The following is a 21,277-nucleotide window of genomic DNA, read 5'->3' on the forward strand; positions in this document are numbered from 1 at the left end:
CGAACCTAGTGGTGTCCGTCCGTCGATACAGTTGTTACTAGCTAAATCAATGATTTAGGCCAGATATGCTTCTGATGATCGACAACTACGACAGCTTCACCTTCAACCTCGTCCAGTACCTCGGCGAGTTGGGTCAGGAGGTCAAGGTGGTGCGCAACGACGCCCTCACCGTCGCGGACATCCGCGCCATGGCGCCGTCCCGCATCATGATCTCGCCGGGGCCGGGCACGCCGGACGATTCGGGTGTGTCGATCGACATCCTTCGCGAGATGGCCGGCGAGTTGCCCATCTTTGGCGTCTGTCTCGGGCATCAGGCCATTGGCCAGGTGTTTGGCGGCAAGGTGATCCGGGCGCGCGAGATCATGCACGGCAAGACCTCGCCGGTGAAGCATCGCGGCCAGGGCGTCTTTGCCGGCCTGCCGAATCCGTTCGAGGCCACGCGCTACCACTCGCTGGTGGTGGAGAAGGACTCCGTGCCGGATTGCCTCGAAGTCACCGCCTGGACGGAGCGCGAAGACGGTTCGCTCGACGAGATCATGGGGCTGCGCCATCGCACGCTCGATATCGAAGGCGTGCAGTTCCACCCGGAGTCGATCCTCACCCAGCACGGCCACGACCTGCTGCGTAACTTCCTCGGCATGCCGTTGCCGCTCGCCGCGTAAGAAAGGATCCCGTTCCATGCCGATGACTCCCTCCGAAGCGCTGCAGCGCACGATCGAGCACCGCGAGATCTTCCACGACGAGATGATCGAGCTGATGCACCAGATCATGCGTGGCGACGTGAGCCCGCTGATGACGGCGGCGATCCTCACCGGCCTGCGGGTGAAGAAGGAAACCGTCGGCGAGATCACCGGCGCGGCGCGTGTCATGCGCGATCTGTCCGCGAAGGTCGACGTCGGCCCACATGCTCATTTCATCGACATCGTCGGCACCGGCGGTGACGGCGCGTCGTCGTTCAATATTTCCACGGCATCGATGTTCGTCGCGGCAGCGGCAGGCGCTCGCGTCGCCAAGCACGGCGGTCGCAGCGTGTCGTCCAAATCGGGCAGTGCGGACGTGCTCGAGGCACTGGGCGCGCGCATCGACCTGCTGCCGGCCCAGGTGGCGGTGTGCATGGACGAGACCGATATCGGCTTCATGTTCGCGCCGAACCACCATCCGGCGATGAAGGTGGTCGCGCCGGTGCGCAAGGAAATGGGCGTACGAACCCTTTTCAACATCCTTGGGCCGCTGACCAATCCGGCAGGCGCGCCCAACATTCTCATGGGCGTGTTTCATCCGGACCTCGTCGGCATCCAGGTGCGTGCACTGCAGGCCCTGGGCGCCAAGAACGCCCTGGTGGTCTGGGGGCGGGACGGCATGGACGAGATCTCCCTCGGCGCCGCCACCCTGGTGGGTGAGCTGCGCGACGGCGTGGTGCGCGAGTACGAAGTGGAGCCGGAGGATTTCGGCCTGTCCATGGCCTCCAGCCGCAACCTCCGCGTGGAAGATGCGGGCGAGTCGAAAGCCATGCTGCTGGACGCGATTTCCGGCGTTCAGGGCGTGCCGCACGACATCGTCTGCCTGAATGCCGGCGCGGCCCTTTACACTGCCGATGTGGCTTCCTCGATCCAGGAAGGCATCGATCTGGCACGGGCAACCATCGCAAGTGGCGCCGCTCGTGTAAAAATGGAAACGTTCGTGGCCGCTACGCAGCGGCTCGGCGCCTGATATCGTCGGGCATCCCCAGCCCCGACCTTACCCAAGGAAGCGCTTCGATGCCCGACATTCTCCATCGCATTCTCGACCGAAAGAAGGAAGAGGTCGCCGAGCGCATGCGTAAGCGGTCGCTTGGCGACCTCATGGCCCGTGTGGGGGATCTGGAAGACACGCGTGGCTTTGTCGCCGCTATCGACGCGAAGCTGCACGACGGCCATCCGGCGGTTATCGCCGAGATTAAGAAAGCCAGTCCGAGCAAGGGCTTGATCCGCGCGGACTTCAATCCCGCAGACATTGCACGCAGTTATGAAAAGGGTGGTGCGACCTGCCTATCCGTGCTGACCGATGCCGATTTCTTCCAGGGGCATGAGGACTATCTGCGCGAAGCACGCGAGGCCTGCTCCTTGCCCATTCTGCGTAAGGACTTCATTGCCCACGAATACCAGGTGTACGAATCCCGTGTCATTGGCGCCGACTGCATCCTGCTGATCGTGTCTGCCTTTGCCAGCAAGGAGGGCGACGACGTCATCTATGACGATGCCGCCCTGCTCGAGCTGTCGATGCTGGCTGCCGAGCTCGATCTCGACGTCCTGGTCGAGGTGCACAACGAAGATGAGCTCGAGGTCGCGCTGGACCTTCCGGTACCGCTCATCGGCGTGAACAATCGCAATCTGCGCACCTTCGAGACCTCGCTGGGGACCTCGCTGACGCTGAAAGACCGGGTGGGTGCGGATACCGCCATCGTTGCCGAGTCCGGCATCCATACGCTGGAAGACGTACGCAAGCTGCGCAGCGCGGGTATTCATACGTTTCTCGTCGGTGAAGCCTTCATGCGTGCCGCCGACCCCGGCGCCGAACTGCAAAAGCTCTTCGGCGCGCCCCCGCACAGCCCTTCGCACAAACACTAGAAGCCGAATGAATCAGGGGATAGACGCGGCGGTTGTCGACGACACCGCCGCTGACGCACGACGCGTCGTCTTGTTCGACTTCGACGGCGTCATCGTCCGTCACCAGACGCTCGAACTGTTTTTCCGCGAGCGCCTTTCGGGCGCCGGTCGCTGGCGCATGCTGCTTGCGCTACCGTTGTTGCCGTTCATTCCGCTGCTTATCGGCACGGTTGCCGGCAACCGACTGCTCGGGCGCGTGTTTCTCCGCGTGGTGACCTTCGGTCGTCGCGAAGCGACTTATCGCCGCCAGGTGGCCGCCTACGCACGCACGTATGCGCGGCGTCCCGGGGTGTTCCTGCGCGATGCCGTCGCCACGCTGCGCCGTCACGTGGACGCTGGCGACCGGGTCATCATCATCAGCGGTAACGACCTCACCATGGTCGAGGCAATCCTGGACGAGGTGAGCCTCACCGGTTACGAACTGATCGCCTCGCAGACCCGTGGCGGGCTGTTCGGCGTGCATTTCACCCGGCACAACGTGGATGGAGTGAAGGTCACGACGCTCGACCGCGCGGGAATACCCAGGCCCTGGGTCATCGCCTATAGCGATTCCCTGTCGGATCTGCCCATGCTGCGGGCCGCCGAAGCGGCGAAGCTGGTCAATCCCAGCCCGAAGGTCGCGAAGAAGGCGGCGCGCGTCCTCGGCGACAAGCTCGAGGTCCTCTACTGGTACTGATCGCGCCTCGCCGCTTGCGTGGGCCAGCCCGCCGCCGCTAGCCTCGCTATCCGTCCCCGTCCCCCGGATTAGCGATGTACCTGTCTTCCCTGCGCGAGCTCGCCCTCGGCAGTCGCCTCAAGGCGCTGAGCGACCACTTCTACCAGGCCGTCGACGAGGTCTACCGGGCGTGCGGAGCGGACATCGAGTCGCGCTGGTTTCCGGTGCTGCGCTTTCTTCGTGACGTCGGCCCGACCACGGTCACCGACATGGCGACCGCCATCGGGCAGACCCACTCTGCTGTAAGCCAGCTGGCCGACCGGCTGGTCGAGGCGGGCATGGTGGTGCGTCAACGCGATCCGCAGGACGGTCGCCGCAGCGTGCTCGCGCTGACCGACGCCGGCGAACGGGCGCTCGGTGCGCTCGGGCCGGTCTGGCTGGCGATCCGGCGAGGCATGGCGGAGTCGATGGGTCCCCGTGGGCTTGCCCTCCTCGATGCCATCGACGGTTGCGAGCAGGCGCTTGGCGAACGTCCCCTGGTCGACGCGATCCTCGCCCAGCGATCCGCGCTGTCGCGCGAGCAGGTCGAGGTGGTGCCGTTCGAAACGGCCTTGCGCGAGCATTTTCGGCGGCTCAACCAGGCCTGGCTCGAGCGGTATTTCCGTGTCGAGGACGTGGATCGGAGCCTGTTTGCCGACCCGGAGGGCCTGATCATCGCCCGTGGTGGAGCGATCTTCTTCGCGCTCTATGCCGGCGAGGTGGTCGGGACCTGTGCCCTGCTCAGTGAAGGGGAGGGCGTCTACGAGTTGTCCAAGATGGGCGTGGACGAGAACTACCGTGGGCTGGGCGCGGGCCGCAAGTTGCTCGATGCCGCCATTGGCGAGTACCGGAGCCGAGGCGGCTCGCAGCTGTTCCTGGAATCGAACAGCAAGCTGGCCCGGGCGATGGGCATGTACGAGCGGGCCGGCTTCGTGCGCCAGCCGACCATCCGCCCGGGCTCGCATTACGAGCGGGCGGATGTCTACATGATCTACCAGGGCCCCTGAGGGGCTTAGCGGGTACCGCGCACGACGATGGTCTTGCCGGCCACGTCGATCATTCGCTCTTCCTCGAGCTGCTTGAGCACGCGGCCGACCATCTCCCGGGAGCAGCCGACGATCCGGCTGACTTCCTGCCGGGAAATACGGATCTGCGTGCCGTCCGGGTGGGTCATCGCGTCCGGCTCCTGGCACAAGTCCAGCAGGGTGCGCGAGACACGGTTGGTCACATCCATGAAGGCCATGCGACTGACCTGGCGGGAGGTGCGCAGCAGGCGCTGGGTCAACTGGGAGCCGATCGCGAAGAGCAGCTTGGGGCACTCGGCGGACAGCGGCCCTTCGAGCAACTGGAACAGGCGTTCGTAGCTGATCTCGGCCATTTCGACCGGCGTCCGCGTCCGTACGAGCGACTCGCGTTGCGCCTGTTCGACGAACAGGCCCATCTCGCCGATGAACTGGCCGCGGTTGATGTAGGCCAGGATCAGTTCGCGGCCTTCCTCGTCCTCGGTGCAGACGGCGAGCGAGCCCTCGACCACGTAATAGAGCGTGTTGGCTGGATCACCCGGTCGGATGATCGCCGTTTTCCCCGGGTAGCGGCGGCGGTGGCAGGCGTCCAGGAAACGGCCCATCGACGCCGGATCGGGCGCGAAGCCCAGCGGTGCCTGGGAGCGTTCGAATGCCTGTTGCAACAGATATTTAAGTTGAGCCACAGCAGATTCCGTTGAGTCTTACTGGCACGGCGTCCCCTTCAACGACTGGCCGACGGAATTCCGTCAGGTGTCGTTGACTCGCCATGTCTCGGGCGGATTATTGCAGACATCCGGTCGTCAAAATCCACACTTCCACGTGAAAGGTGACCGGTGTGTTCAAATTTTCGCCATCTTGCCTCATAATTTCACCCCCTCGGCGCCAGACCCCCTGTCTTACGCCGTACACAAGGGGAAGGCAGACTCCGGGTTTGCCTGTTCTCCTTATCTCTTTGCGGGGACCCTAGCTGCTAACCCGCGTCTACTGCTGGCCGTCTATCCCTCGGCCTCGGAGAGTCGCTGTGGTCAAACCGCTTCCCCGCCTTCGCCTGCAAGGTTTCAACAACCTCACCAAGGCGCTGAGCTTCAACATCTATGACATCTGCTATGCCGTCTCGGAGCAGCAGCGCCAGAACTACATCGAATACATCGATGAGCAATATGACGCCGACCGCCTGACCCAGATCCTGACGGACGTGGCCGAGATCATCGGTGCGAACATCCTGAACATCGCGCGCCAGGATTACGATCCGCAGGGCGCGTCCGTCACCATCCTCATTTCCGAGGAACCGGTGGTCGAGAAGCTGGGCCGTGACACGATCTCGGGCGCCGTCGTGGCGCACATGGACAAGAGCCACATCACCGTCCATACGTACCCGGAAACGCATCCGCACAACGGTATCGCCACGTTCCGTGCCGACATCGATGTGGCCACCTGTGGCGTCATTTCGCCGCTGAAGGCCCTGAACTACCTGATCGACAGCTTCGAGTCGGACATCGTCATCGCCGATTACCGCGTGCGTGGCTTCACGCGCGACGTGAAGGGCAAGAAGCACTTCATCGATCACAAGATCAATTCGGTGCAGGACTACCTTGCCAAGCACATCCGTCAGAAGTACGAGATGTTCGACGTGAACGTCTACCAGGAAAACATCTTCCACACGAAGATGCACATCAAGGACTTCGACCTCGACACCTATCTGTTCGAGGCCCAGGCCGACGATCTCTCGTTCAAGGAGCGCCAGCGCATCGAGTCGCTGCTCCGTCGGGAGATCGAGGAACTCTTCCACGGCCGCAACCTGATGTGACGAAGAACCCCGCGAAAGCGGGGTTTTTTTATGCCGGCGCGTTCGTCTTGATGAAGTCGATGAAGGCACGCAGTGGTGCGGGTACGAGTCGGCGACCCGGGTAGTAGAGGAAGGGGCCGGGAAAGCTCGGCCACCACGGTTCGAGCACGGGCTCGAGCGCGCCACGGTCGAAGTAGGGGCGGATCCAGTCCTCGAACAGGTAGACGATGCCCGTACCGGCCAGGGCGACATCCATCAGCAGATCGGTGCCGCCGCCGATGCGCGCGATCATCGGACCGGCGGGATCGACGACGACTTCCTCGCCCTCTCGCTCGAACTCCCACGCCGGCATGCTGCCGCTCGGAAAGCGGCCTCGCAGGCAGGCGTGGTGGAGAAGGTCGCGCGGATGGTCGGGGCGYCCATGGCGCGCGAGGTAGGCCGGTGAGGCCGCTGCGGCGAAGCGCTGGACACGCGGCCCGATGGGCACGGCGATCATGTCCTGTTCCAGCCGTTCGTCGTAGCGGATGCCAGCATCGCATCCGGCAGCGAGGACATCGACGAAGCTCTCTTCCGTCGTTACGTCGAGGCGAATGTCCGGGTAGGCCGCCAGGAACGGGGGCACGATGGCCGGCAGCACGAGCCTGGCGGCACTGACCGGAACGTTGAGGCGCAACGTGCCCGCCGGCCTGTCGCGGAACCCGTTGACCACATCGATGGCGGCATCGACCTCGGTCAGCGCGGGGCCGAGTCGAAGGAGCAGGCCTTCGCCGACCTCGGTCGGCGCGACGCTTCGCGTGGTCCGGTTGAGCAGCCTCACCCCGAGCTGGGTTTCGAGCCGGCGCACGGCTTCGCTCAGCGCCGAGGCACTGCCGCCGTTGAGGCGCGCCGCCTCACGGAAGCCATGGGCACGCGCTACGGCGACGAAAGCGCTCAGGTCTGCAAGGTCGACCATGGGGTCCTCAAGAGCTCGATTGTGCGGAAAGGCGCACGACTTGTGCTGATTGTGCACGGTTATCGCGCGAACCCCTAGCGCCTAGGATGCATGTCTACCCACGGAGACCCACCATGTCCCAGATCAATGCAGCCGGCACGTTCACCCTCGGCGATCGCTCGGTTAAGCGGCTTGGCTACGGCGCCATGCAGCTCGCCGGCAAAGGCGTCTTCGGTCCGCCAGATGATCGCGCCGCGGCGCTGGCCGTCTTGCGCGAGGCCGTGGAAAGCGGCGTCGATCACATCGACACCAGCGACTTCTATGGTCCGCACATCACCAACCAGCTGATTCGCGAAGCGCTGCATCCCTACCGCGACGACCTCGTCATCGTCACCAAGGTCGGCGCCGTGCGTGGACAGAAGGGCGAATGGCATCCGGCGTTTTCAGCCGACGAGCTCACCCGGGCCGTCCACGACAACCTTCGCAACCTGGGCAAGGACGTGCTCGACGTGGTGAATCTTCGCGCCATGTTCGATGTACACGGCCCCGCGGAAGGCTCGATCGAGGCGCCGCTCTCGACCCTGGCCGAGCTGCAACAGCAAGGGCTGATTCGCCACATCGGCTTGAGCAACGTGACCGCGACGCAGATTGCCGAGGGCCGGAAACTCACCGCCATCGTCGGCGTGCAGAATCAGTACAACCTCGCCCATCGCGAGGACGATGCCTTGATCGACGACCTGGCCCGCGAGGGTACGGCGTACGTACCGTTCTTCCCGCTGGGCGGTTTCACGCCGTTGCAGTCCTCGACATTGTCCGAGGTGGCAAAGCGTCTCGAGGCCACGCCGATGCAGGTCGCGCTGGCGTGGCTGCTGCATCGTTCGCCGAACATCCTGCTCATTCCGGGCACGTCATCCGTCGCGCATCTTCGCGAGAATCTGGCCGCGGCCTCCCTGACGCTGTCGGCCGAGGTGATCGCCGAGCTGGATGGCATCTGACTAAATGCGGTAAGCCACCGCTTTCATGACCGTCGATGCGGCATGCATCAAGCCGGGCAGGGGCCATGGCAGGTCGATGCCGCCGCGTGCCTGTGCCGCGTCGGCATGTCGGATCTCGTCCGCCTGCATCTGGCGCAGGATGGCGCGGCTGCGATCGTCCTGCGCGGGTAGTCGCTCGAGGTGTTCGGCCAGGTGGGCTTCCACCTGGCGTTCGGTCTCGACGACGAAGCCGAGGCTGATCGGGTCACCCACGGCCGCCGCTGCGACGCCAATGGCATAGCTGCCGGCGTACCACAGTGGATTGAGCAGGCTGGGGCGGCTGTCGAGCTGCTTGAGGCGTTCGGCGCACCAGGCCAGGTGATCAGTTTCCTCCTGGGCGGCGTGCATCAGGTGTTCGCGGGTTTCCGCCGTGCGGGCGAGAGCGGCCTGACCGACGTAGAGGGCCTGCGCGCAGACCTCGCCGACATGATTGATCCGCATCAATCCTGCGGCGTGACGCCGCTCGGCGTCGTCAAGGGGTGCATCGGGAACGGCGTCGCCGGGCGAGCGGCGGGCGGGCTCGGGTGAGCCTGCCACGGCTTCCATGGCGCGCTCCAGGCCGCTCAGGAGGCGGTCGAAGGGGCTCAGGGTGCGAATGGTCATGGAAGACTCCTTACGTACGAATACAGCAGAGGTTATAATGGGCGCCTCCCGAATCCAGATGAAGACGCTGCGGCCGCTTGTCGCGGTAGCCGCTCCGGAACCGGGGACGCTTGTGAACGGGCCCCATGATCCATTATGATTGTCGGCCCGAAGCTCACCTGCACGGTGGGCTTGCGCGATGAGGGAAAAGTCCGCTATTCTCTCGCGCCTTTGCTTTCACCGATTCCGTGTTCCGTCTCAATGGCGGCAAACCAGGTATTTGAAATGAAAACGTTCACCGCCAAGCCGGAAAGCGTCAAGCGCGATTGGTTCGTGGTTGATGCCACGAACAAGACCCTGGGTCGTCTTTCGACCGAGGTCGCGCGTCGCCTCCGCGGCAAGCACAAGCCCGAGTTCACGCCCCACGTCGATACCGGCGACTACATCGTCGTGATCAACGCCGAGAAGGTGGCCGTGACCGGTGCCAAGCTGGACGACAAGATGTACCACCGCTTCACCGGCTACGTCGGCAACCTGAAGACCACGAGTCTCAAGGATCTGCTGGCTACCCACCCGGAGCGCGTGATCGAGATCGCCGTCAAGGGTATGCTGCCGAAGAACCCGCTGGGTCGTGCCATGTACCGCAAGCTCAAGGTGTACGGCGGTGCCGAGCACCCGCACACCGCGCAGATGCCCCAGGCGTTGGAAATCTAAGGAACTCACATGGCTACCCAGCAGAATTACGGTACCGGCCGCCGCAAGACCTCCGCCGCCCGCGTGTTCCTCCGCAAGGGCACCGGTGGCATCGTCGTCAACGGCAAGCCGCTCGACCAGTTCTTCGGTCGCGAGACCTCGCGCATGATCGTGCGCCAGCCGCTCGAACTGACGGAAAACGTCGACAAGTTTGATATCATGGTCACCGTCGCCGGTGGCGGCATCACGGGTCAGGCCGGCGCCATTCGCCTCGGCATCTCCCGCGCCCTCGTCGAATACGACGAAGCGCTGAAGTCGCCGCTGCGTAAGGCTGGTTTCATGACCCGCGACGCTCGCGAAGTCGAGCGTAAGAAGGTCGGTCTGCATAAGGCCCGCCGCGCAACGCAGTTCTCGAAGCGCTAATCACCAGCGCTTCAAAGTTCGACGCTCCAAGGTCAGAGCGCGTCGAGCCCCGGTTTATTGGGAGATCGTCTAACGGTAGGACAACAGCCTCTGACGCTGTCTATCTAGGTTCGAATCCTAGTCTCCCAGCCAAACCACAAAAGCCTCCGAGAAATCGGGGGCTTTTGTCTTTTTGGAGTTTGGCAAGGTATGCCAATGCCTGGGTCGTTCACTGAGAGACTAAAAGCCTTGAAGCCAATTGTCTCAGCCGTCGCCCGTCCGGCCGGCTTCTGTCTCATCGTGGATCAGCCAGTGTCTCGCTAATCCTACACATGTCACCGAAGAGCCCTACGGCGCCAAGTGGTCGACTCGGGCTGCAAAAATATCCCTCTTGACTTATCGTAGTCCTGACTTTAGCTAGACCAGACAGAGAGTTGGGCTGCTGCTTCGGCTGAGTGAGGGGCGGTTACGATCCCTGTTTGTGAGACACTTGCATCGCATTGTTGCGCTCTTGCCCGTCGGTCCCCGATCTGGGAGCGCACGCTGGAGGCTTTCCCGTGGCGTATTCTGCGAAATCCATAGCGAACGGCTTGCTTCTAGTCGCGCAGAACCGTGGCCAGAACATTTCCAACATGAAGCTTCAGAAGCTTCTGTATTTTGCGCACGGTTTTTGGTTGGCCCACACTGGGCAGCCACTGATCGAGGACACGCCTGAGGCCTGGCAGTATGGTCCGGTGTATCCGGAGGTCTACCACCAGTTCAAATACTGTGGGTCGGGGCCGATCAATCAGCCGGCCACGCAGCTGGACTTTGATACGTTCGAACAGACGCCGGTGCCCGTTCCTGATAATCAGGTGATGGGGTTCCTAAACGCCGTCTTTGAAACGTATGGTTCGCAGACAGCTATTGAGTTGTCACGCCTGTCGCATCTGCCTGGAAGCCCTTGGGATCAGGCCCGCAAGCACAGTAGCAGTGTTTTCGGTGCCCAAATCCCGGACACCGCCACGCAGCCCTACTTTAGGAGTTGGGTGGCACAGTCCGGTGCCGCACAGTCGGCCCAGCCCACCGCCGTAGCGTCTTAGTCATGGCGTCATCCACGGATGGGAATCCGAACGTCGGCGACGAGACAACGCTGGGGGAAAAGTCGGTAACGGGATCGTCCGAGCCCGGGGCGGACGAAGGTCTCGCATTTTGGTCCAGCCTGCTACAGGCCTCGCTCAGCGCAAAGACGAAGGCGGTCGAAGACGTTCCCGCCGATACAGTCGTCTCCGATACAACGGAGGCAGAGACCTATCTGGACGCATACCGAAAAGAAGAAGAGCAGAAGCATCGTCAGCGGGAATACATGACGCCGGCACTGCGGAACATTGCCTGCGGCTGGATTCTGGCGGTGATCGTCATCTTGTTCTATCAGGGCCTTAAGGCTTGGGGATTCAACCTTAGCGACAAGGTCCTCATTACCCTGCTGACGACTACCTCGGTTAATGTCCTTGGTCTGTTCCTCATTGCACTCAACTACCTTTACCCGAAACACGGAAGGTGGCGACCGGGTACGCTGAAGCGGGTGCGGCCCAAAGTCTAGAAGACCTCATGCCGATCGATGGTCTTCAATCACGCCGTTTCCAGCAGCATGCGGGCCCGGCTGATGCGCACGGTCTGAAGTACAGCCGACACACTGCGTCTTGGGGCCAGGCAACCCCAGGATCGCGCCCGATACGTGCCACATCGCTTTCCCGAGCTTGCCCTCTCTCATCCCCATGATGCGGGGATGCCCAAGGGAGCAACGCGATGAGGATGTCGAAAGCAGTCTGGTTCTGCCTGCTCGCCAATACCGTCGGTCTTGGCTTCTACCTGCACTTCGTCACCAAGCTCTGGGACGACATGCCAGGCCACGTGTTTTATTCCGATGACGGGCCGAGCTTCATAAGCTGGACCCTGACCGCATTTCCCTTCGAGGCGGCGTGCACGATCATCAACCTGATCCTGATCGTCGGTGCGGTCCGCAGGGTGATCCACGGCAGGGGATGGGGCCTGTTGGTGACGTGGGCGACGGCCCTTGGCGCCTGGATGGTCATGGACCTGTACGTCGACAGCCATATCGTCTGATGCCCATCATCCGCAGGAATGAGCGGATTCGGCAGAGTGGTCGCGGTCGTGCCGCCTATGAGAGAAAGTGGCGTCGGTCCTACGCGATTCCCGCGTGGGCCGTCAACCTCTCATGGGACTTCGACATGCGCACTACGACACAGTTTCTGCTTTCCGCCCTCCTCGTGCTGCCGTTCGGCGTCACGGCCGTCCATGCACAGAGTGCTCTTTCCAGCCTGGGACAGCCGTCGACCAGCGCCGTCGGCGACGTCAGTTCCAGCGCGAACTATCACGTCTACGTGTTCACCCGCGGCGGTACGCGCTACATCCAGGTCAACGACGCCAGCGGTGCCGTGCGTGGTGCATTCGCGGTAACCGCGTACAAGGCGGTGGGTCTGCCTATCGGTTCGGATGCGAGTCGGTTGGCTACGCCGGACGAGCCTCTGCCGGCTCCCGCGGTGACCACGGGCGAGACGGTCTACAGGGACAGCTCGATCCAGGTGTTCTCGGCACCGCAGCCCAATGGCACCATGCAGCTCATGCTCGCACCGGGCGACTGCAAGAACCCGGCGGAATGCAGCTCCCACGGCCCCTGAGCGTCATCGGGCGCCGGGCACGAGCCTGGCGCCCTCAACGGCTCAACCGTGATGCCGCGAGCTGGCGTGGACGACCAGCGGGTGGCTCGCCGCGAGGCGGCGGGCGACCCTGACCCCGAACAACAGGGAGGTCGAGATGACGAAGGCAAGGACGACCTGCGCCTGGATCATGGCCGGGTCGCGGAGTTCGAACGAGGTGGATGCCATGGCGATGCTCGCCAGCATGCCGCCGATGGCGGTGCCGTGCCAGCCGTGGCGGAGCGTGAGCAAGATGACCGGAATGGCCATGGCCATCCTCACACCTTGCAGCGCCATGCCGTCCAGCTGGGAGGCGGCAAGCATCAACAGGGCGAGCGAAGGCAGTGCGATGAATAAGGCATCGCGCGTCAGGGTGCTGTGCCATATCGCTTTCGGCGTCACCACGCCGCCCGGCTGCAGCGCGAGCCGCTCACGCAGGGCGAGGATCATCGGTGTCAGTGTCAGCGCACCCAGGTAGGCACCCAGGAACCACGCCAGGAACAGGGGAATCGTGACCCCCRGTGCATCGGACCCGTCGCCCATGGAGACATTGGCGAGTGCGGCGCTGTTCGCTCCGGCGTTGATCACCGCGCAGACCAGGGTCGCGACCATGATCATGCCCATGTGGATCTGGCCGTCCTCGCGGAACAGGCTGAAGTGGCGACGCAGCCAGCCGATCGCCGGCATCATCAGCGCAATGGGCGGGAACGAAACGATGACCGCCCAGAGCATGCCAAAAGCCGACGCATGGAGCGCGGCCATTTCAGCGATGGGGAGTGTTTCGCCCAAGGCCAGGGCGAGCCAATAACGTCGCGGCACCAGGAACAGGCAGGCCATGCGCAGGCCGGCGGGGAGCATCCAGTGCGAGAACGACACATTGCGGGTGAGCTCGTAGCAAGCGGCATAAGCCCCGGCGACGGCGAGATGCCGTCCCCAGACTGCCGGATCCTTGCTGATTGAGCCCATGGTCGCCCCTCTGCGCCGTTGCGCCTAGTTTGAAGGGTTAACGACCACGCCGCCATCGAATACAGGGCCTATGCCGACATTTGCCGAATCCGCACGCGGATAGCAAGACGGTGACGCAAGTTCTTGCGGACAGGCTTTCAGGGCGCTTTCGGCGCGACCAATTGCGTGCTGAGCTGGGCATCGATCCGGTCGATCCGTCGCACGATGCGCCCCTGTGCATCCGTTACGACGAAGGTCGGCTCATGGGCCACACGGAAGCGACGGAACAGTTCGCCGGTCTCGTCCAGGACGATCGGCATCGCGATGTGTGTCTGCTTGCGATAGTCGACGAGGTCTTGCTGACTGGTCCACAAGCGCGACGCGACGCCTACCCAATGGATATCCGGGCGGGTACGCGAAAGCGCGTCGACCTGTGCGCGCGCCGAGCGGCACTGGGCCGCTACTTCAGGGCGGCTGCCGTCGCGCTTCTGGGCGAGGTAGCTCTCGCACCAGGGCGAGAGGAAGAAGAGGACCGTCGGCCGCCCGGCGGCATCCGTTTTCTTGCCGGGAAGCTCGCTGGCGAGCGCGGGAGCAGGCAGGGCAGGGATCGCGTCGCCGACCGCGAGGGCCGGCAGGTCGGTAAATGTCGTCATGGCGACGGCACCGGCCGTGGGTGCGCGACGCGCGGCGAGCAACGCCGCATCCAATTGGGCGTTCGCGGCATGCCCGACGTACTGGATGCGCCCGTCGCGACCGATGACGATGTGCTGCGGCGTCACCTGCACGTTGAACGCGGTGCCGAGGCTGCCGTCGTCGAACACGATGGGCATGCGCAGGCCGACCTGCTTCTGCAGTTCGCGAACGCGCGCCACGCTGTCGTCATAGCCCACGTCGATAGCGACGACTTCCAGGTCGTCGCCAGCCTGCTCATACACGCGCTCGAGGTGCGGCATCTGCTCGCGACACGGTACGCACCACGTAGCCCAGAACTTGAGGTAGACAGCCTTCTTGCCGATGACCTTGGACAGGTCGATCGTCTTGCCGCCGATGGTGTGCAGGACCACGGCGGGTGCCGGGCTACCGACCAGGGTGCGTGCCGCCACGGCGGCGCGTTGCTGGCCATCCTGGGCGTGTGCCGCCCATGCGACGAACGTGGCGAGGAAGAACATCGCGAACTTGGGCATGAGCGGTCGCTGCGGCGGAAAGGTCGTTTCCATTCTCACCCTCGCCGCGCCTCGCGCCAGACTCAAGTTTCGCTCACACGCATGCACCAAGAATCCGGGGCACTTTCGTCAGTCGGTGTCGCCGGGACCGCCCTTGCCACCGGTGGTGCCGAGGTGGAGTTCCTTGTCGAAAGCCTCCCCGACATCGCAATAGGGTTTCGTGGCCTGGGTGACGCGTGTCTGCCGGAAGGACAGCCAGGGTTCGCCGGGCGCCTCGTCGTCGTTCTTCGCCAGGTCGTACCAGGTGAAATGCACGGCGGCAGGGTCGGCAAAGCTGTCGCCCATGTCGCGCTGGGCCACCACGAGCATCACCCGTTTGTCGTCGTCCGAGCGGAGCAGGCGGAAGTCGTGCAGCACGCAATCGGCGCCGCCACCGATGGTGATCTCGAGCCGCTCGGACAACTCGCCCTTGCCGACTTGTCCGAACACGGGAACGAGGTTCCAGAACGCCTTCTCACCCGCGGCCTTGTCACGGACGTAGAAGCTCACGACATCGAAGCCATGCGCGTTGTAGTTCTCGCGCCAGGCACGCACGGCCATCGCCGGTTCGCCCAGCAACGTGAGTGTGTTGACTCCGTTGTCGACGGGAACCACCTTGAGGCCCGCACCGTCGGCAGCGACCGCGGAGGTTGTTGCGAGGGCGAGCAGGGCCAGGAAGCGAAGCGGTGTCGAACGAAGCATGCGCGAAGCACCCGGAAGCGAAGCGCGCAGTGTAAAGAATCGGCGTGGCCGCCGGGCTACCAACGGAAAACGCGTGGGCCGATCAAGGCGCCGACGGCAGCGGGGATGGCCATGCCGAGCAGATACCACGTCGACCAGAAGGCTGGCGACATCTCGGGGCAGTGCAGGCAATAGGCCACGGTGGCCGTCGCGCCAGCGAGCAGTCCCACGGCAGCACCGGTAACGCGGGGTCGTACCGGCGCCATGCCGCGTACGGCCCAGAGCATGGCCAGGAAGGTCGGTGTCGAGAGGACGGCGATCAGGATGGCGCAGACGTGCCACGTATGGCCGAGCAGCAAGGGCAGGCGGGCGTCCGCGGGTGCCTGGACGAGCACGACCGCCATCCCGGTCCAGCCTGCGGCGACGGGTGCCGCCAGYCCGGCCCAGCGTGCACCGATACGAAGGCCCGGGCGCGACAGTCGCAGCGTGAGCCACAACGCCGCGGCGCCGATGCACGCGGCGAAGCCTAGGCGCATCCAGAACATCGGCAGGTGGATCGCGGTAGCCATGTCCGGGCGCAATCCCAGTCCGGCCGCCATGAGCAGCGTGGCGGCGGCAAAGCCGATCAGGAGGGCCAGTGCGAAACGACGGCCCGGTGCCCGGCGATCCACCGGCGGCGCCTCGTTCGCCAGCATGGCGATGAAATCGTCGGTCTTCATGCGCTGCCTCGGAGTCGGGCCGCAAGGGCCTTCAGGCCGCGATGTACGCCTACCTTTACCGCGGATTCGGAGATGCCGCAGCGTTGCGCGGCTTCGGCCACCGACAACCCCTGCAGCTTGACGAAGACGATGGGGAGGCGATGCCGGTCCGGCAGGGCTTCGAGCAAACGGCCGACGTCGCGGCGCGCGTCGGCCGGTTCCACATCGGATTGGACGAAAAGGCTGCCATCGTCTTCAAACGGTTCGTGAAGTGCCTCGCGTCGCGCATGGGCACGGAAAAAGTCCATCAGCTTGTAGCGCGCGATCGCATGCACCCAGGCGGTGAGTGGCTGGTCGTCCCGGTAGGTGTGGCGCGCGTTGTGCACGGCGAGCAAGGTCTCCTGGAGGATGTCTTCGACGTCGGCCTGCGCGCGCGGCAGACGCCGGCGCAGGTAGGCACGCAAATGCGCGCCGAGACGGTCGAGAAAGTGCCGGTACTGCGTGGCATCGCCCGCGAGTCCGCGGACGAAACGCTCGCGAAGTTCGATCTCGGTGGCCGACAGCCCGTCAGTGGCCCGATCCGTGGGAGATGTCGCCGTGAATGCGGGGCTGCTCATGGACAGCGATATAGCCATGTCGGCCTCACGATCGCAAGAGCGGCGGCCCGAGCCGGGCGATGAGGTCGTAGGGGCCATATGTCGGTAGTTCGTTCGCGGGAGGCATCGGGTTACACCGGCGCGAAAAAAAAGAAACGGGCGATGTGTAACCGATACGACCGCGTGCGCGAACTCTTTCGTGAAGCCGGACATCGTGTCCGTCCCTCCCCCCGAAAGGAGTTCCCATGAACCATCGTCACGTTGCCTCGCTCGCCTTCAGTCTCGCCACCCTGGTCGCCGGTGTCGCGCATGCCGACGCCCAGAAGGACGCACCGAAGGCCGCCGTCGAGAAATGCTGGGGCGTCGCCAAGGCGGGCCAGAACGATTGCGCCGCCGGCCCGGGTACCACCTGCGCGGGCACGGCGAAGGCGGATTACCAGAAGAACGCGTGGAAGAACGTGCCCGCCGGTACCTGCACCGCGATCCAGACGCCCAAGGGTCATGGTTCGCTGACCAAGGTCGGCTGAGCCGTCTCATGAGCCTGTCGCCCTTCGCCGGCATCGGCTTCAAGCCGCAGCATTTCGACGACGCCGTTCGCTCGGCGCCCACGGATCTGTGGCTTGAAGTGCACCCCGAAAACTATATGGTCGACGGTGGTCCGCGACTGGCGATGCTCGACGCCCTTGCCGATCGCTTTCCGCTTTCCCTGCATGGGGTGTCGCTTTCGCTCGCTGCCGCTGCACTGCCTGATGCCGTGCAGCTGCAGCGCCTGAGGCGCCTCATCGACCGGGTGCAGCCCGGACTCGTGTCCGAGCACCTGGCCTGGTCGAGTTGGGCAGGCCGATACGTGCCAGATCTGTTGCCGTTCCCGCGCACGCACGAGGCGCTGGAACATGTCGTCCGCAACGTCATGCATACCCAGGAGCGGCTGGGACGGCAGATCTCGCTGGAGAATCCCTCGCATTACCTGGTACTGGACGGGCATGACTGGAGCGAGACGGACTTCCTTACCGAACTGGTTCGTCGCAGCGGCTGTGGCCTGCTGCTCGACATCAACAATGTCTACGTCAGCGCGCACAACCTGCGCAGCGACCCGCTCGACTATCTGGACGCCTTCCCGTTACATGCCGTGACAGAAATCCACCTCGCCGGCCATGCCGTGGACGAGACCGACACCACGCTTCTCATCGACTCGCACGATGCACCGATCGCCGATCCGGTGTGGTCGCTCTATCGTCACGTGCTGTCGCGTGGCGGTGCACGGCCGACGCTCATCGAGCGCGATGGCGAGGTGCCCGTCTTCCCGGTCCTTCTCGAAGAACGTCAGCGGGCGAATGCCTTGCTGACGAACGAAGCGGTACTGGCATGACCACGCTGGCACGCTTTCAGGACAACTTCGCGGAAGCGCTCTACGACGATGCGGGTTCCTTTTCGCTCGCTGGGCACGCCGCTTTCGCGATCTACCGCAATACGGCGATGCGTGCCTGCCTGGATGCGCTGGAAGCCAATTACCCCGCCGTCGTTTGCCTGGTCGGACGTGACTGGTTTCGTGCCGCCGCCGCGGTCCATGTCGTGCAGTCGCCGCCACGGGATGCACGCCTGTTTGTCTACGGCGACGACTTCGCCGATTTCATCGAGGCGTTTCCGCCAGCCGTCGGGCTGCCGTACCTGGTGGACGTCGCGCGTCTTGACCGCCTGTCGCTGGAAAGTCTCTTCGCTGCCGATGTCGACGCGCTTCGTACGGACGGACTCACCGGCCTGGATCCGGGTGCGCTCGGTGCACGCCGGCTGCCGTTGCATCCTGCGACGCGCCTGTTCGCCGCCACCACGCCGGCTGTGACGATCTGGCAGGCGAGCCGGGCCGGCCTCGCCGTGAACGATGACCTGGTGTGGCAGGCCGAGTTCGCCGTCGTCACTCGGACCGATCTCGAGGTTGTCGTCACGCCGGTGAGCGCGTCGGCCTTGCGTCTCCTTGAGGCCATCGGCGCCGGGGCTTCGCTGGCCGATGCGGCGTTGTCGACGCTCGCCATGCATCCCGATGCTCCAATCGATCTCAACCTGGCCAGCCTGTTGCAGGTTGGCGCATTCGCACCCTGAAGGATTCACCATGGACTTGCTCACCCAGCCCCTTGCCCGCCGCCCTACGCTCATTTCGCGCTGGAACGCGTTGGCGGATCGCGTCGGCGCACTCGTGGGTCATTCGTTCCTCGCCCTGGTGGCACGACTCTCCATCGCGGCGATCTTCTTCCAGTCGGGCCGGACCAAGGTGGAGGGTTTCCTCACGATCACCGATGGCACGTACGAACTGTTCCGAACCGAATACAAGCTGCCGCTCGTGCCGCCGGAGATCGCGGCGCACCTGTCCGCCTACGTCGAGACGTTCGTGCCGGTGTTGCTCGTGCTTGGCCTCGCGACGCGACTGTCGGCTTTTGTCCTGCTCGGCATGACGACGATCATCGAGATTTTCGTTTATCCCGATGCGTGGCCGACGCATTTATCCTGGGCCGCGATCCTGCTGTACCTCATCGCGCGCGGCGGTGGTCGCTTGTCGGTCGATCGTGCCATCGGCCTGCACTGAAAATAAATCGCGCCGTCGTGTAACCCACGGCGTCACTGACGCGAATCCATTCATGCCACTTCGGCAAACCTCAACCCCCGGAGAACGACCATGCATACCGCCACCCACAGCATCGCCGCTGCCGCCGCCCTCTTCGCCGTCTCCGCCGCGGCGATCTCCGTCCCCGCGCAGGCTGCCGAGCAGGCCGCCGGCAAGACCGTGCATTGCTACGGCATCAACACGTGTAAGGGCACCTCGGACTGCAAGTCCGGCAACCACGCGTGCAAGGGCCAGAACGACTGCAAGGGCCAGGGCTTCAAAGCCGTTTCGATGAAGGAATGCTCGGCGCAGGGTGGCAGCACCACGCCGCCGGCTCAGTAACGACACCTTGCCCGGTCGCATCGGCGACCGGGCCCTTTCCGGAGTACGCCATGCCTGCTAAATCGCTTCCTGCTTTCCATGGTTTCGGTCTGGGCCTGCGCGTGCCGCACTACGACGCGTTCCTGGCGACGCAGCAGCCGGTGGACTTCGTCGAAGTGGTGTCGGAGAACTTCATGGTCGACGGTGGTCGCCCGCTCGACATCATCGACCGCGTTCGCGAGCGCTATCCCGTCGCCCTGCACGGCGTGTCGATGAACCTCGGCTCGGTCGACGAGGTCGACGCCGGTTATCTTCGCCGCCTGCGTCGGCTGGCGCAGCGTGTCGATCCACTATGGATCTCCGATCATGTCAGCTGGACAGGCATCGACGGCTTCCAGTCCCATGACCTCCTGCCGCTTCCGTACACGGAAGAAGCCCTCGATGTGCTGGCGGCGAACGTGTCGATCGCCCAGGACGTGCTCGGTCGGGCGCTGGTGCTGGAGAATCCGTCGACCTATCTCGCCTTCGCGGACGCGAGAATGACCGAGGCGTCGTTCCTTGCGGCGCTGTGCGAACGTACGGGCTGCTATCTGTTGCTCGACGTCAACAACATCTATGTCAGCGCCACGAATCACGGCCTGAATCCCGATGACTGGCTCGAAGGCCTTCCGCTGGAACGCGTTCGTCAGGTGCATCTGGCCGGGCACAGCCAGGGCCGCGACATGTTGATCGACACCCACGATGCACCCGTGCCCGACCCGGTCTGGAAACTGTATGCGCGATTCGCGTCGCGACTCGGTCCGGTCGCCACCATGATCGAGCGCGACGACCACTTTCCGCCGCTGGGCGATCTGCTCGACGAGCTGCAGCAGGCTCGCGACATCGCCAGTGCTGTGGCGTGTTGCGCCGCATGAACCTCGACGCGTTGCAACGTCGCTTCGCGAGCGCCGTGACCGGCGTCGGTCATCCTGACGACTTCGAGGCGCGGGGCATGCGCGTTTACGCCAACAACTATCGTGGGCAACTGGTGACGGCGCTGCGCGATACCTATGCGAAAACGCGTCTGTGGCTGGGCGACGACGACTTTGATGCGGCGGCCGGTCGCTACGTCGATACCCATGCGCCGTCGTCGTGGACGCTCGACGCCTATGGTCGGGCCTTCCCTGACATGCTCGAGGCAGACTATCCGGACGATCCTGATGTGAGCGAGCTCGCGTGGCTGGATAGCACGCTGCGTGACGCGTTCAGTGGTCCTGATGCCGAAGCGATCGATCCCGCCATGCTTGCCGCCGACGACTGGGATGCCGTCGAGTTCGTGTTTGTCCCGACCCTGCGGTTTCGTTCGATGCGCAGCCAAGCGGTGGCGATCTGGAAGGCGCTGGCCGACGAGACGATGCCACCGGGTCCCATGCGGCCCGACGACCAAGGCGAAAGCGGCGTGCGCGTCTGGCGTCGAGGCCTTTCCCCCCAATTCGCCAGCATGGACGCCCATGAGTGCGCCTGTCTCGATCTGGCCCTGGCCGGCGCGACGTTCGGCGAGATCTGCGCCTTGCTCATTCGACGGCACGGACCGACGTCCGTCGCCGCCGAAGCGGGAGCCTTGCTGCGCGCCTGGGTGGCGGATGGATTGATCCTGCGCCTGCGCCAGGGATAAGCCGGCCGGGCTGACCAAAAAGGTTGACCCGTCCCGCGGACGCGCCGACAATCCGCACACTTCAAGCTCTGCGAGACCACGATGGACGACGAC

At 64.2% G+C, this 21,277-nt stretch carries 28 protein-coding genes and 1 tRNA gene; 21 read left to right on the forward strand and 8 right to left on the reverse strand.

Annotated elements, in window-relative coordinates:
• Positions 1 to 65 precede the first annotated feature (65 nt).
• The 5 genes from AC1DYM_RS09560 to AC1DYM_RS09580 all read left to right on the forward strand — a co-directional run bounded on the left by AC1DYM_RS09560 (position 66) and on the right by AC1DYM_RS09580 (position 4,346).
• Positions 66 to 662: an anthranilate synthase component II gene (locus tag AC1DYM_RS09560; RefSeq protein WP_046966868.1), complete on the forward strand. Its 597-nt coding sequence runs from the start codon at positions 66 to 68 to the stop codon at positions 660 to 662.
• Positions 663 to 678: 16 nt separating this feature from the next.
• Positions 679 to 1,710 carry an anthranilate phosphoribosyltransferase gene (gene trpD, locus AC1DYM_RS09565; RefSeq protein ID WP_477337734.1) on the forward strand — a complete coding sequence of 344 codons (1,032 nt, stop codon included), beginning with the start codon at positions 679 to 681 and terminating at the stop codon, positions 1,708 to 1,710.
• A gap of 47 nt (positions 1,711 to 1,757) precedes the next feature.
• Positions 1,758 to 2,606 (forward strand): indole-3-glycerol phosphate synthase TrpC, encoded by an 849-nt coding sequence (gene trpC / locus AC1DYM_RS09570; RefSeq protein ID WP_477337735.1) that lies wholly within the window; start codon positions 1,758 to 1,760, stop codon positions 2,604 to 2,606.
• A gap of 7 nt (positions 2,607 to 2,613) precedes the next feature.
• The gene (locus tag AC1DYM_RS09575; RefSeq protein WP_477337736.1) at positions 2,614 to 3,321 is read left to right on the forward strand and encodes a haloacid dehalogenase-like hydrolase; all 708 of its coding nucleotides are present in this window, start codon (positions 2,614 to 2,616) and stop codon (positions 3,319 to 3,321) included.
• 74 nt (positions 3,322 to 3,395) lie between these two features.
• Positions 3,396 to 4,346: a bifunctional helix-turn-helix transcriptional regulator/GNAT family N-acetyltransferase gene (locus tag AC1DYM_RS09580; protein ID WP_477337737.1), complete on the forward strand. Its 951-nt coding sequence runs from the start codon at positions 3,396 to 3,398 to the stop codon at positions 4,344 to 4,346.
• 5 nt (positions 4,347 to 4,351) lie between these two features.
• On the opposite strand, the gene crp is transcribed toward AC1DYM_RS09580, so the two are convergent.
• A complete protein-coding gene (gene crp / locus AC1DYM_RS09585; RefSeq protein WP_046966863.1) occupies positions 4,352 to 5,047 on the reverse strand; it encodes a cAMP-activated global transcriptional regulator CRP in 696 nt (231 codons plus the stop codon).
• A 338-nt stretch (positions 5,048 to 5,385) separates the two neighbouring features.
• On the opposite strand from crp, the gene speD reads away from it, so the two are divergent.
• Complete coding sequence (speD, locus tag AC1DYM_RS09590; RefSeq protein ID WP_036109987.1) at positions 5,386 to 6,171, forward strand: adenosylmethionine decarboxylase; 786 nt, start codon at positions 5,386 to 5,388, stop codon at positions 6,169 to 6,171.
• A gap of 28 nt (positions 6,172 to 6,199) precedes the next feature.
• On the opposite strand, the gene AC1DYM_RS09595 is transcribed toward speD, so the two are convergent.
• Positions 6,200 to 7,084, reverse strand: a complete 885-nt coding sequence (locus tag AC1DYM_RS09595) for a LysR family transcriptional regulator (RefSeq protein ID WP_477337787.1) — start codon at positions 7,082 to 7,084, stop codon at positions 6,200 to 6,202.
• A 131-nt stretch (positions 7,085 to 7,215) separates the two neighbouring features.
• On the opposite strand from AC1DYM_RS09595, the gene AC1DYM_RS09600 reads away from it, so the two are divergent.
• Complete coding sequence (locus AC1DYM_RS09600) at positions 7,216 to 8,076, forward strand: aldo/keto reductase family oxidoreductase (protein ID WP_477337738.1); 861 nt, start codon at positions 7,216 to 7,218, stop codon at positions 8,074 to 8,076.
• Here the strand turns inward: AC1DYM_RS09600 and coq7 are convergent, their stop codons facing one another.
• Positions 8,077 to 8,718 (reverse strand): 2-polyprenyl-3-methyl-6-methoxy-1,4-benzoquinone monooxygenase, encoded by a 642-nt coding sequence (gene coq7, locus AC1DYM_RS09605; protein WP_046966860.1) that lies wholly within the window; start codon positions 8,716 to 8,718, stop codon positions 8,077 to 8,079.
• A 264-nt stretch (positions 8,719 to 8,982) separates the two neighbouring features.
• On the opposite strand from coq7, the gene rplM reads away from it, so the two are divergent.
• The 7 genes from rplM (at position 8,983) to AC1DYM_RS09640 (ending at position 12,473) form a co-directional block, all read left to right on the forward strand.
• Positions 8,983 to 9,411 (forward strand): 50S ribosomal protein L13, encoded by a 429-nt coding sequence (gene rplM / locus AC1DYM_RS09610; protein WP_046966859.1) that lies wholly within the window; start codon positions 8,983 to 8,985, stop codon positions 9,409 to 9,411.
• Positions 9,412 to 9,420: 9 nt separating this feature from the next.
• Positions 9,421 to 9,813: a 30S ribosomal protein S9 gene (gene rpsI, locus AC1DYM_RS09615; RefSeq protein WP_036138010.1), complete on the forward strand. Its 393-nt coding sequence runs from the start codon at positions 9,421 to 9,423 to the stop codon at positions 9,811 to 9,813.
• 58 nt (positions 9,814 to 9,871) lie between these two features.
• Positions 9,872 to 9,945, forward strand: a tRNA-Gln gene (locus tag AC1DYM_RS09620).
• Positions 9,946 to 10,424: 479 nt separating this feature from the next.
• Positions 10,425 to 10,874: a Panacea domain-containing protein gene (locus AC1DYM_RS09625; RefSeq protein WP_477337739.1), complete on the forward strand. Its 450-nt coding sequence runs from the start codon at positions 10,425 to 10,427 to the stop codon at positions 10,872 to 10,874.
• A 2-nt stretch (positions 10,875 to 10,876) separates the two neighbouring features.
• Complete coding sequence (locus AC1DYM_RS09630) at positions 10,877 to 11,374, forward strand: hypothetical protein (RefSeq protein ID WP_477337740.1); 498 nt, start codon at positions 10,877 to 10,879, stop codon at positions 11,372 to 11,374.
• A gap of 212 nt (positions 11,375 to 11,586) precedes the next feature.
• Entirely contained in the window at positions 11,587 to 11,898 is a 312-nt protein-coding gene (locus AC1DYM_RS09635) for a hypothetical protein (RefSeq protein ID WP_477337741.1), read from the forward strand.
• 125 nt (positions 11,899 to 12,023) lie between these two features.
• Positions 12,024 to 12,473, forward strand: a complete 450-nt coding sequence (locus AC1DYM_RS09640; RefSeq protein WP_477337742.1) for a hypothetical protein — start codon at positions 12,024 to 12,026, stop codon at positions 12,471 to 12,473.
• 42 nt (positions 12,474 to 12,515) lie between these two features.
• Here AC1DYM_RS09640 and AC1DYM_RS09645 read toward each other — a convergent pair whose 3' ends face one another.
• The 5 genes from AC1DYM_RS09645 to AC1DYM_RS09665 all read right to left on the reverse strand — a co-directional run bounded on the left by AC1DYM_RS09645 (position 12,516) and on the right by AC1DYM_RS09665 (position 16,634).
• Positions 12,516 to 13,457: an MASE1 domain-containing protein gene (locus AC1DYM_RS09645; RefSeq protein ID WP_477337743.1), complete on the reverse strand. Its 942-nt coding sequence runs from the start codon at positions 13,455 to 13,457 to the stop codon at positions 12,516 to 12,518.
• 137 nt (positions 13,458 to 13,594) lie between these two features.
• The gene (locus AC1DYM_RS09650) at positions 13,595 to 14,653 is read right to left on the reverse strand and encodes a TlpA family protein disulfide reductase (protein ID WP_477337744.1); all 1,059 of its coding nucleotides are present in this window, start codon (positions 14,651 to 14,653) and stop codon (positions 13,595 to 13,597) included.
• Between the two features lie 75 nt (positions 14,654 to 14,728).
• Positions 14,729 to 15,340 (reverse strand): hypothetical protein, encoded by a 612-nt coding sequence (locus AC1DYM_RS09655; RefSeq protein ID WP_477337745.1) that lies wholly within the window; start codon positions 15,338 to 15,340, stop codon positions 14,729 to 14,731.
• A gap of 56 nt (positions 15,341 to 15,396) precedes the next feature.
• Positions 15,397 to 16,038: an NrsF family protein gene (locus AC1DYM_RS09660; protein WP_477337746.1), complete on the reverse strand. Its 642-nt coding sequence runs from the start codon at positions 16,036 to 16,038 to the stop codon at positions 15,397 to 15,399.
• Positions 16,035 to 16,634, reverse strand: a complete 600-nt coding sequence (locus tag AC1DYM_RS09665) for a sigma-70 family RNA polymerase sigma factor (RefSeq protein WP_078023453.1) — start codon at positions 16,632 to 16,634, stop codon at positions 16,035 to 16,037. Before AC1DYM_RS09665 ends, AC1DYM_RS09660 begins: the two co-directional genes overlap by 4 nt.
• Positions 16,635 to 16,858: 224 nt before the next feature.
• Here AC1DYM_RS09665 and AC1DYM_RS09670 point away from each other — a divergent pair, with 224 nt between their 5' ends.
• From AC1DYM_RS09670 to AC1DYM_RS09700, 7 genes are all read left to right on the forward strand, one after another.
• Complete coding sequence (locus AC1DYM_RS09670) at positions 16,859 to 17,140, forward strand: BufA1 family periplasmic bufferin-type metallophore (RefSeq protein ID WP_046966849.1); 282 nt, start codon at positions 16,859 to 16,861, stop codon at positions 17,138 to 17,140.
• 8 nt (positions 17,141 to 17,148) lie between these two features.
• A complete protein-coding gene (gene bufB / locus AC1DYM_RS09675) occupies positions 17,149 to 17,982 on the forward strand; it encodes an MNIO family bufferin maturase (RefSeq protein ID WP_477337747.1) in 834 nt (277 codons plus the stop codon).
• Positions 17,979 to 18,710: an HvfC/BufC family peptide modification chaperone gene (locus AC1DYM_RS09680; RefSeq protein ID WP_477337748.1), complete on the forward strand. Its 732-nt coding sequence runs from the start codon at positions 17,979 to 17,981 to the stop codon at positions 18,708 to 18,710. The genes bufB (AC1DYM_RS09675) and AC1DYM_RS09680 overlap by 4 nt, the downstream gene beginning before the upstream one ends.
• Before the next feature lie 10 nt (positions 18,711 to 18,720).
• The gene (locus tag AC1DYM_RS09685; RefSeq protein ID WP_477337749.1) at positions 18,721 to 19,191 is read left to right on the forward strand and encodes a DoxX family protein; all 471 of its coding nucleotides are present in this window, start codon (positions 18,721 to 18,723) and stop codon (positions 19,189 to 19,191) included.
• A 90-nt stretch (positions 19,192 to 19,281) separates the two neighbouring features.
• Positions 19,282 to 19,551, forward strand: coding sequence for a BufA2 family periplasmic bufferin-type metallophore (bufA2, locus tag AC1DYM_RS09690; RefSeq protein WP_477337750.1), 270 nt, complete (start codon positions 19,282 to 19,284; stop codon positions 19,549 to 19,551).
• A gap of 50 nt (positions 19,552 to 19,601) precedes the next feature.
• Positions 19,602 to 20,444: an MNIO family bufferin maturase gene (bufB, locus tag AC1DYM_RS09695; protein WP_477337751.1), complete on the forward strand. Its 843-nt coding sequence runs from the start codon at positions 19,602 to 19,604 to the stop codon at positions 20,442 to 20,444.
• Complete coding sequence (locus AC1DYM_RS09700) at positions 20,441 to 21,184, forward strand: HvfC/BufC family peptide modification chaperone (protein ID WP_477337752.1); 744 nt, start codon at positions 20,441 to 20,443, stop codon at positions 21,182 to 21,184. Before bufB (AC1DYM_RS09695) ends, AC1DYM_RS09700 begins: the two co-directional genes overlap by 4 nt.
• The last annotated feature ends 93 nt before the right edge of the window (positions 21,185 to 21,277 follow it).

Source organism: Luteibacter sp. P1_D3 (genome assembly GCF_056406135.1).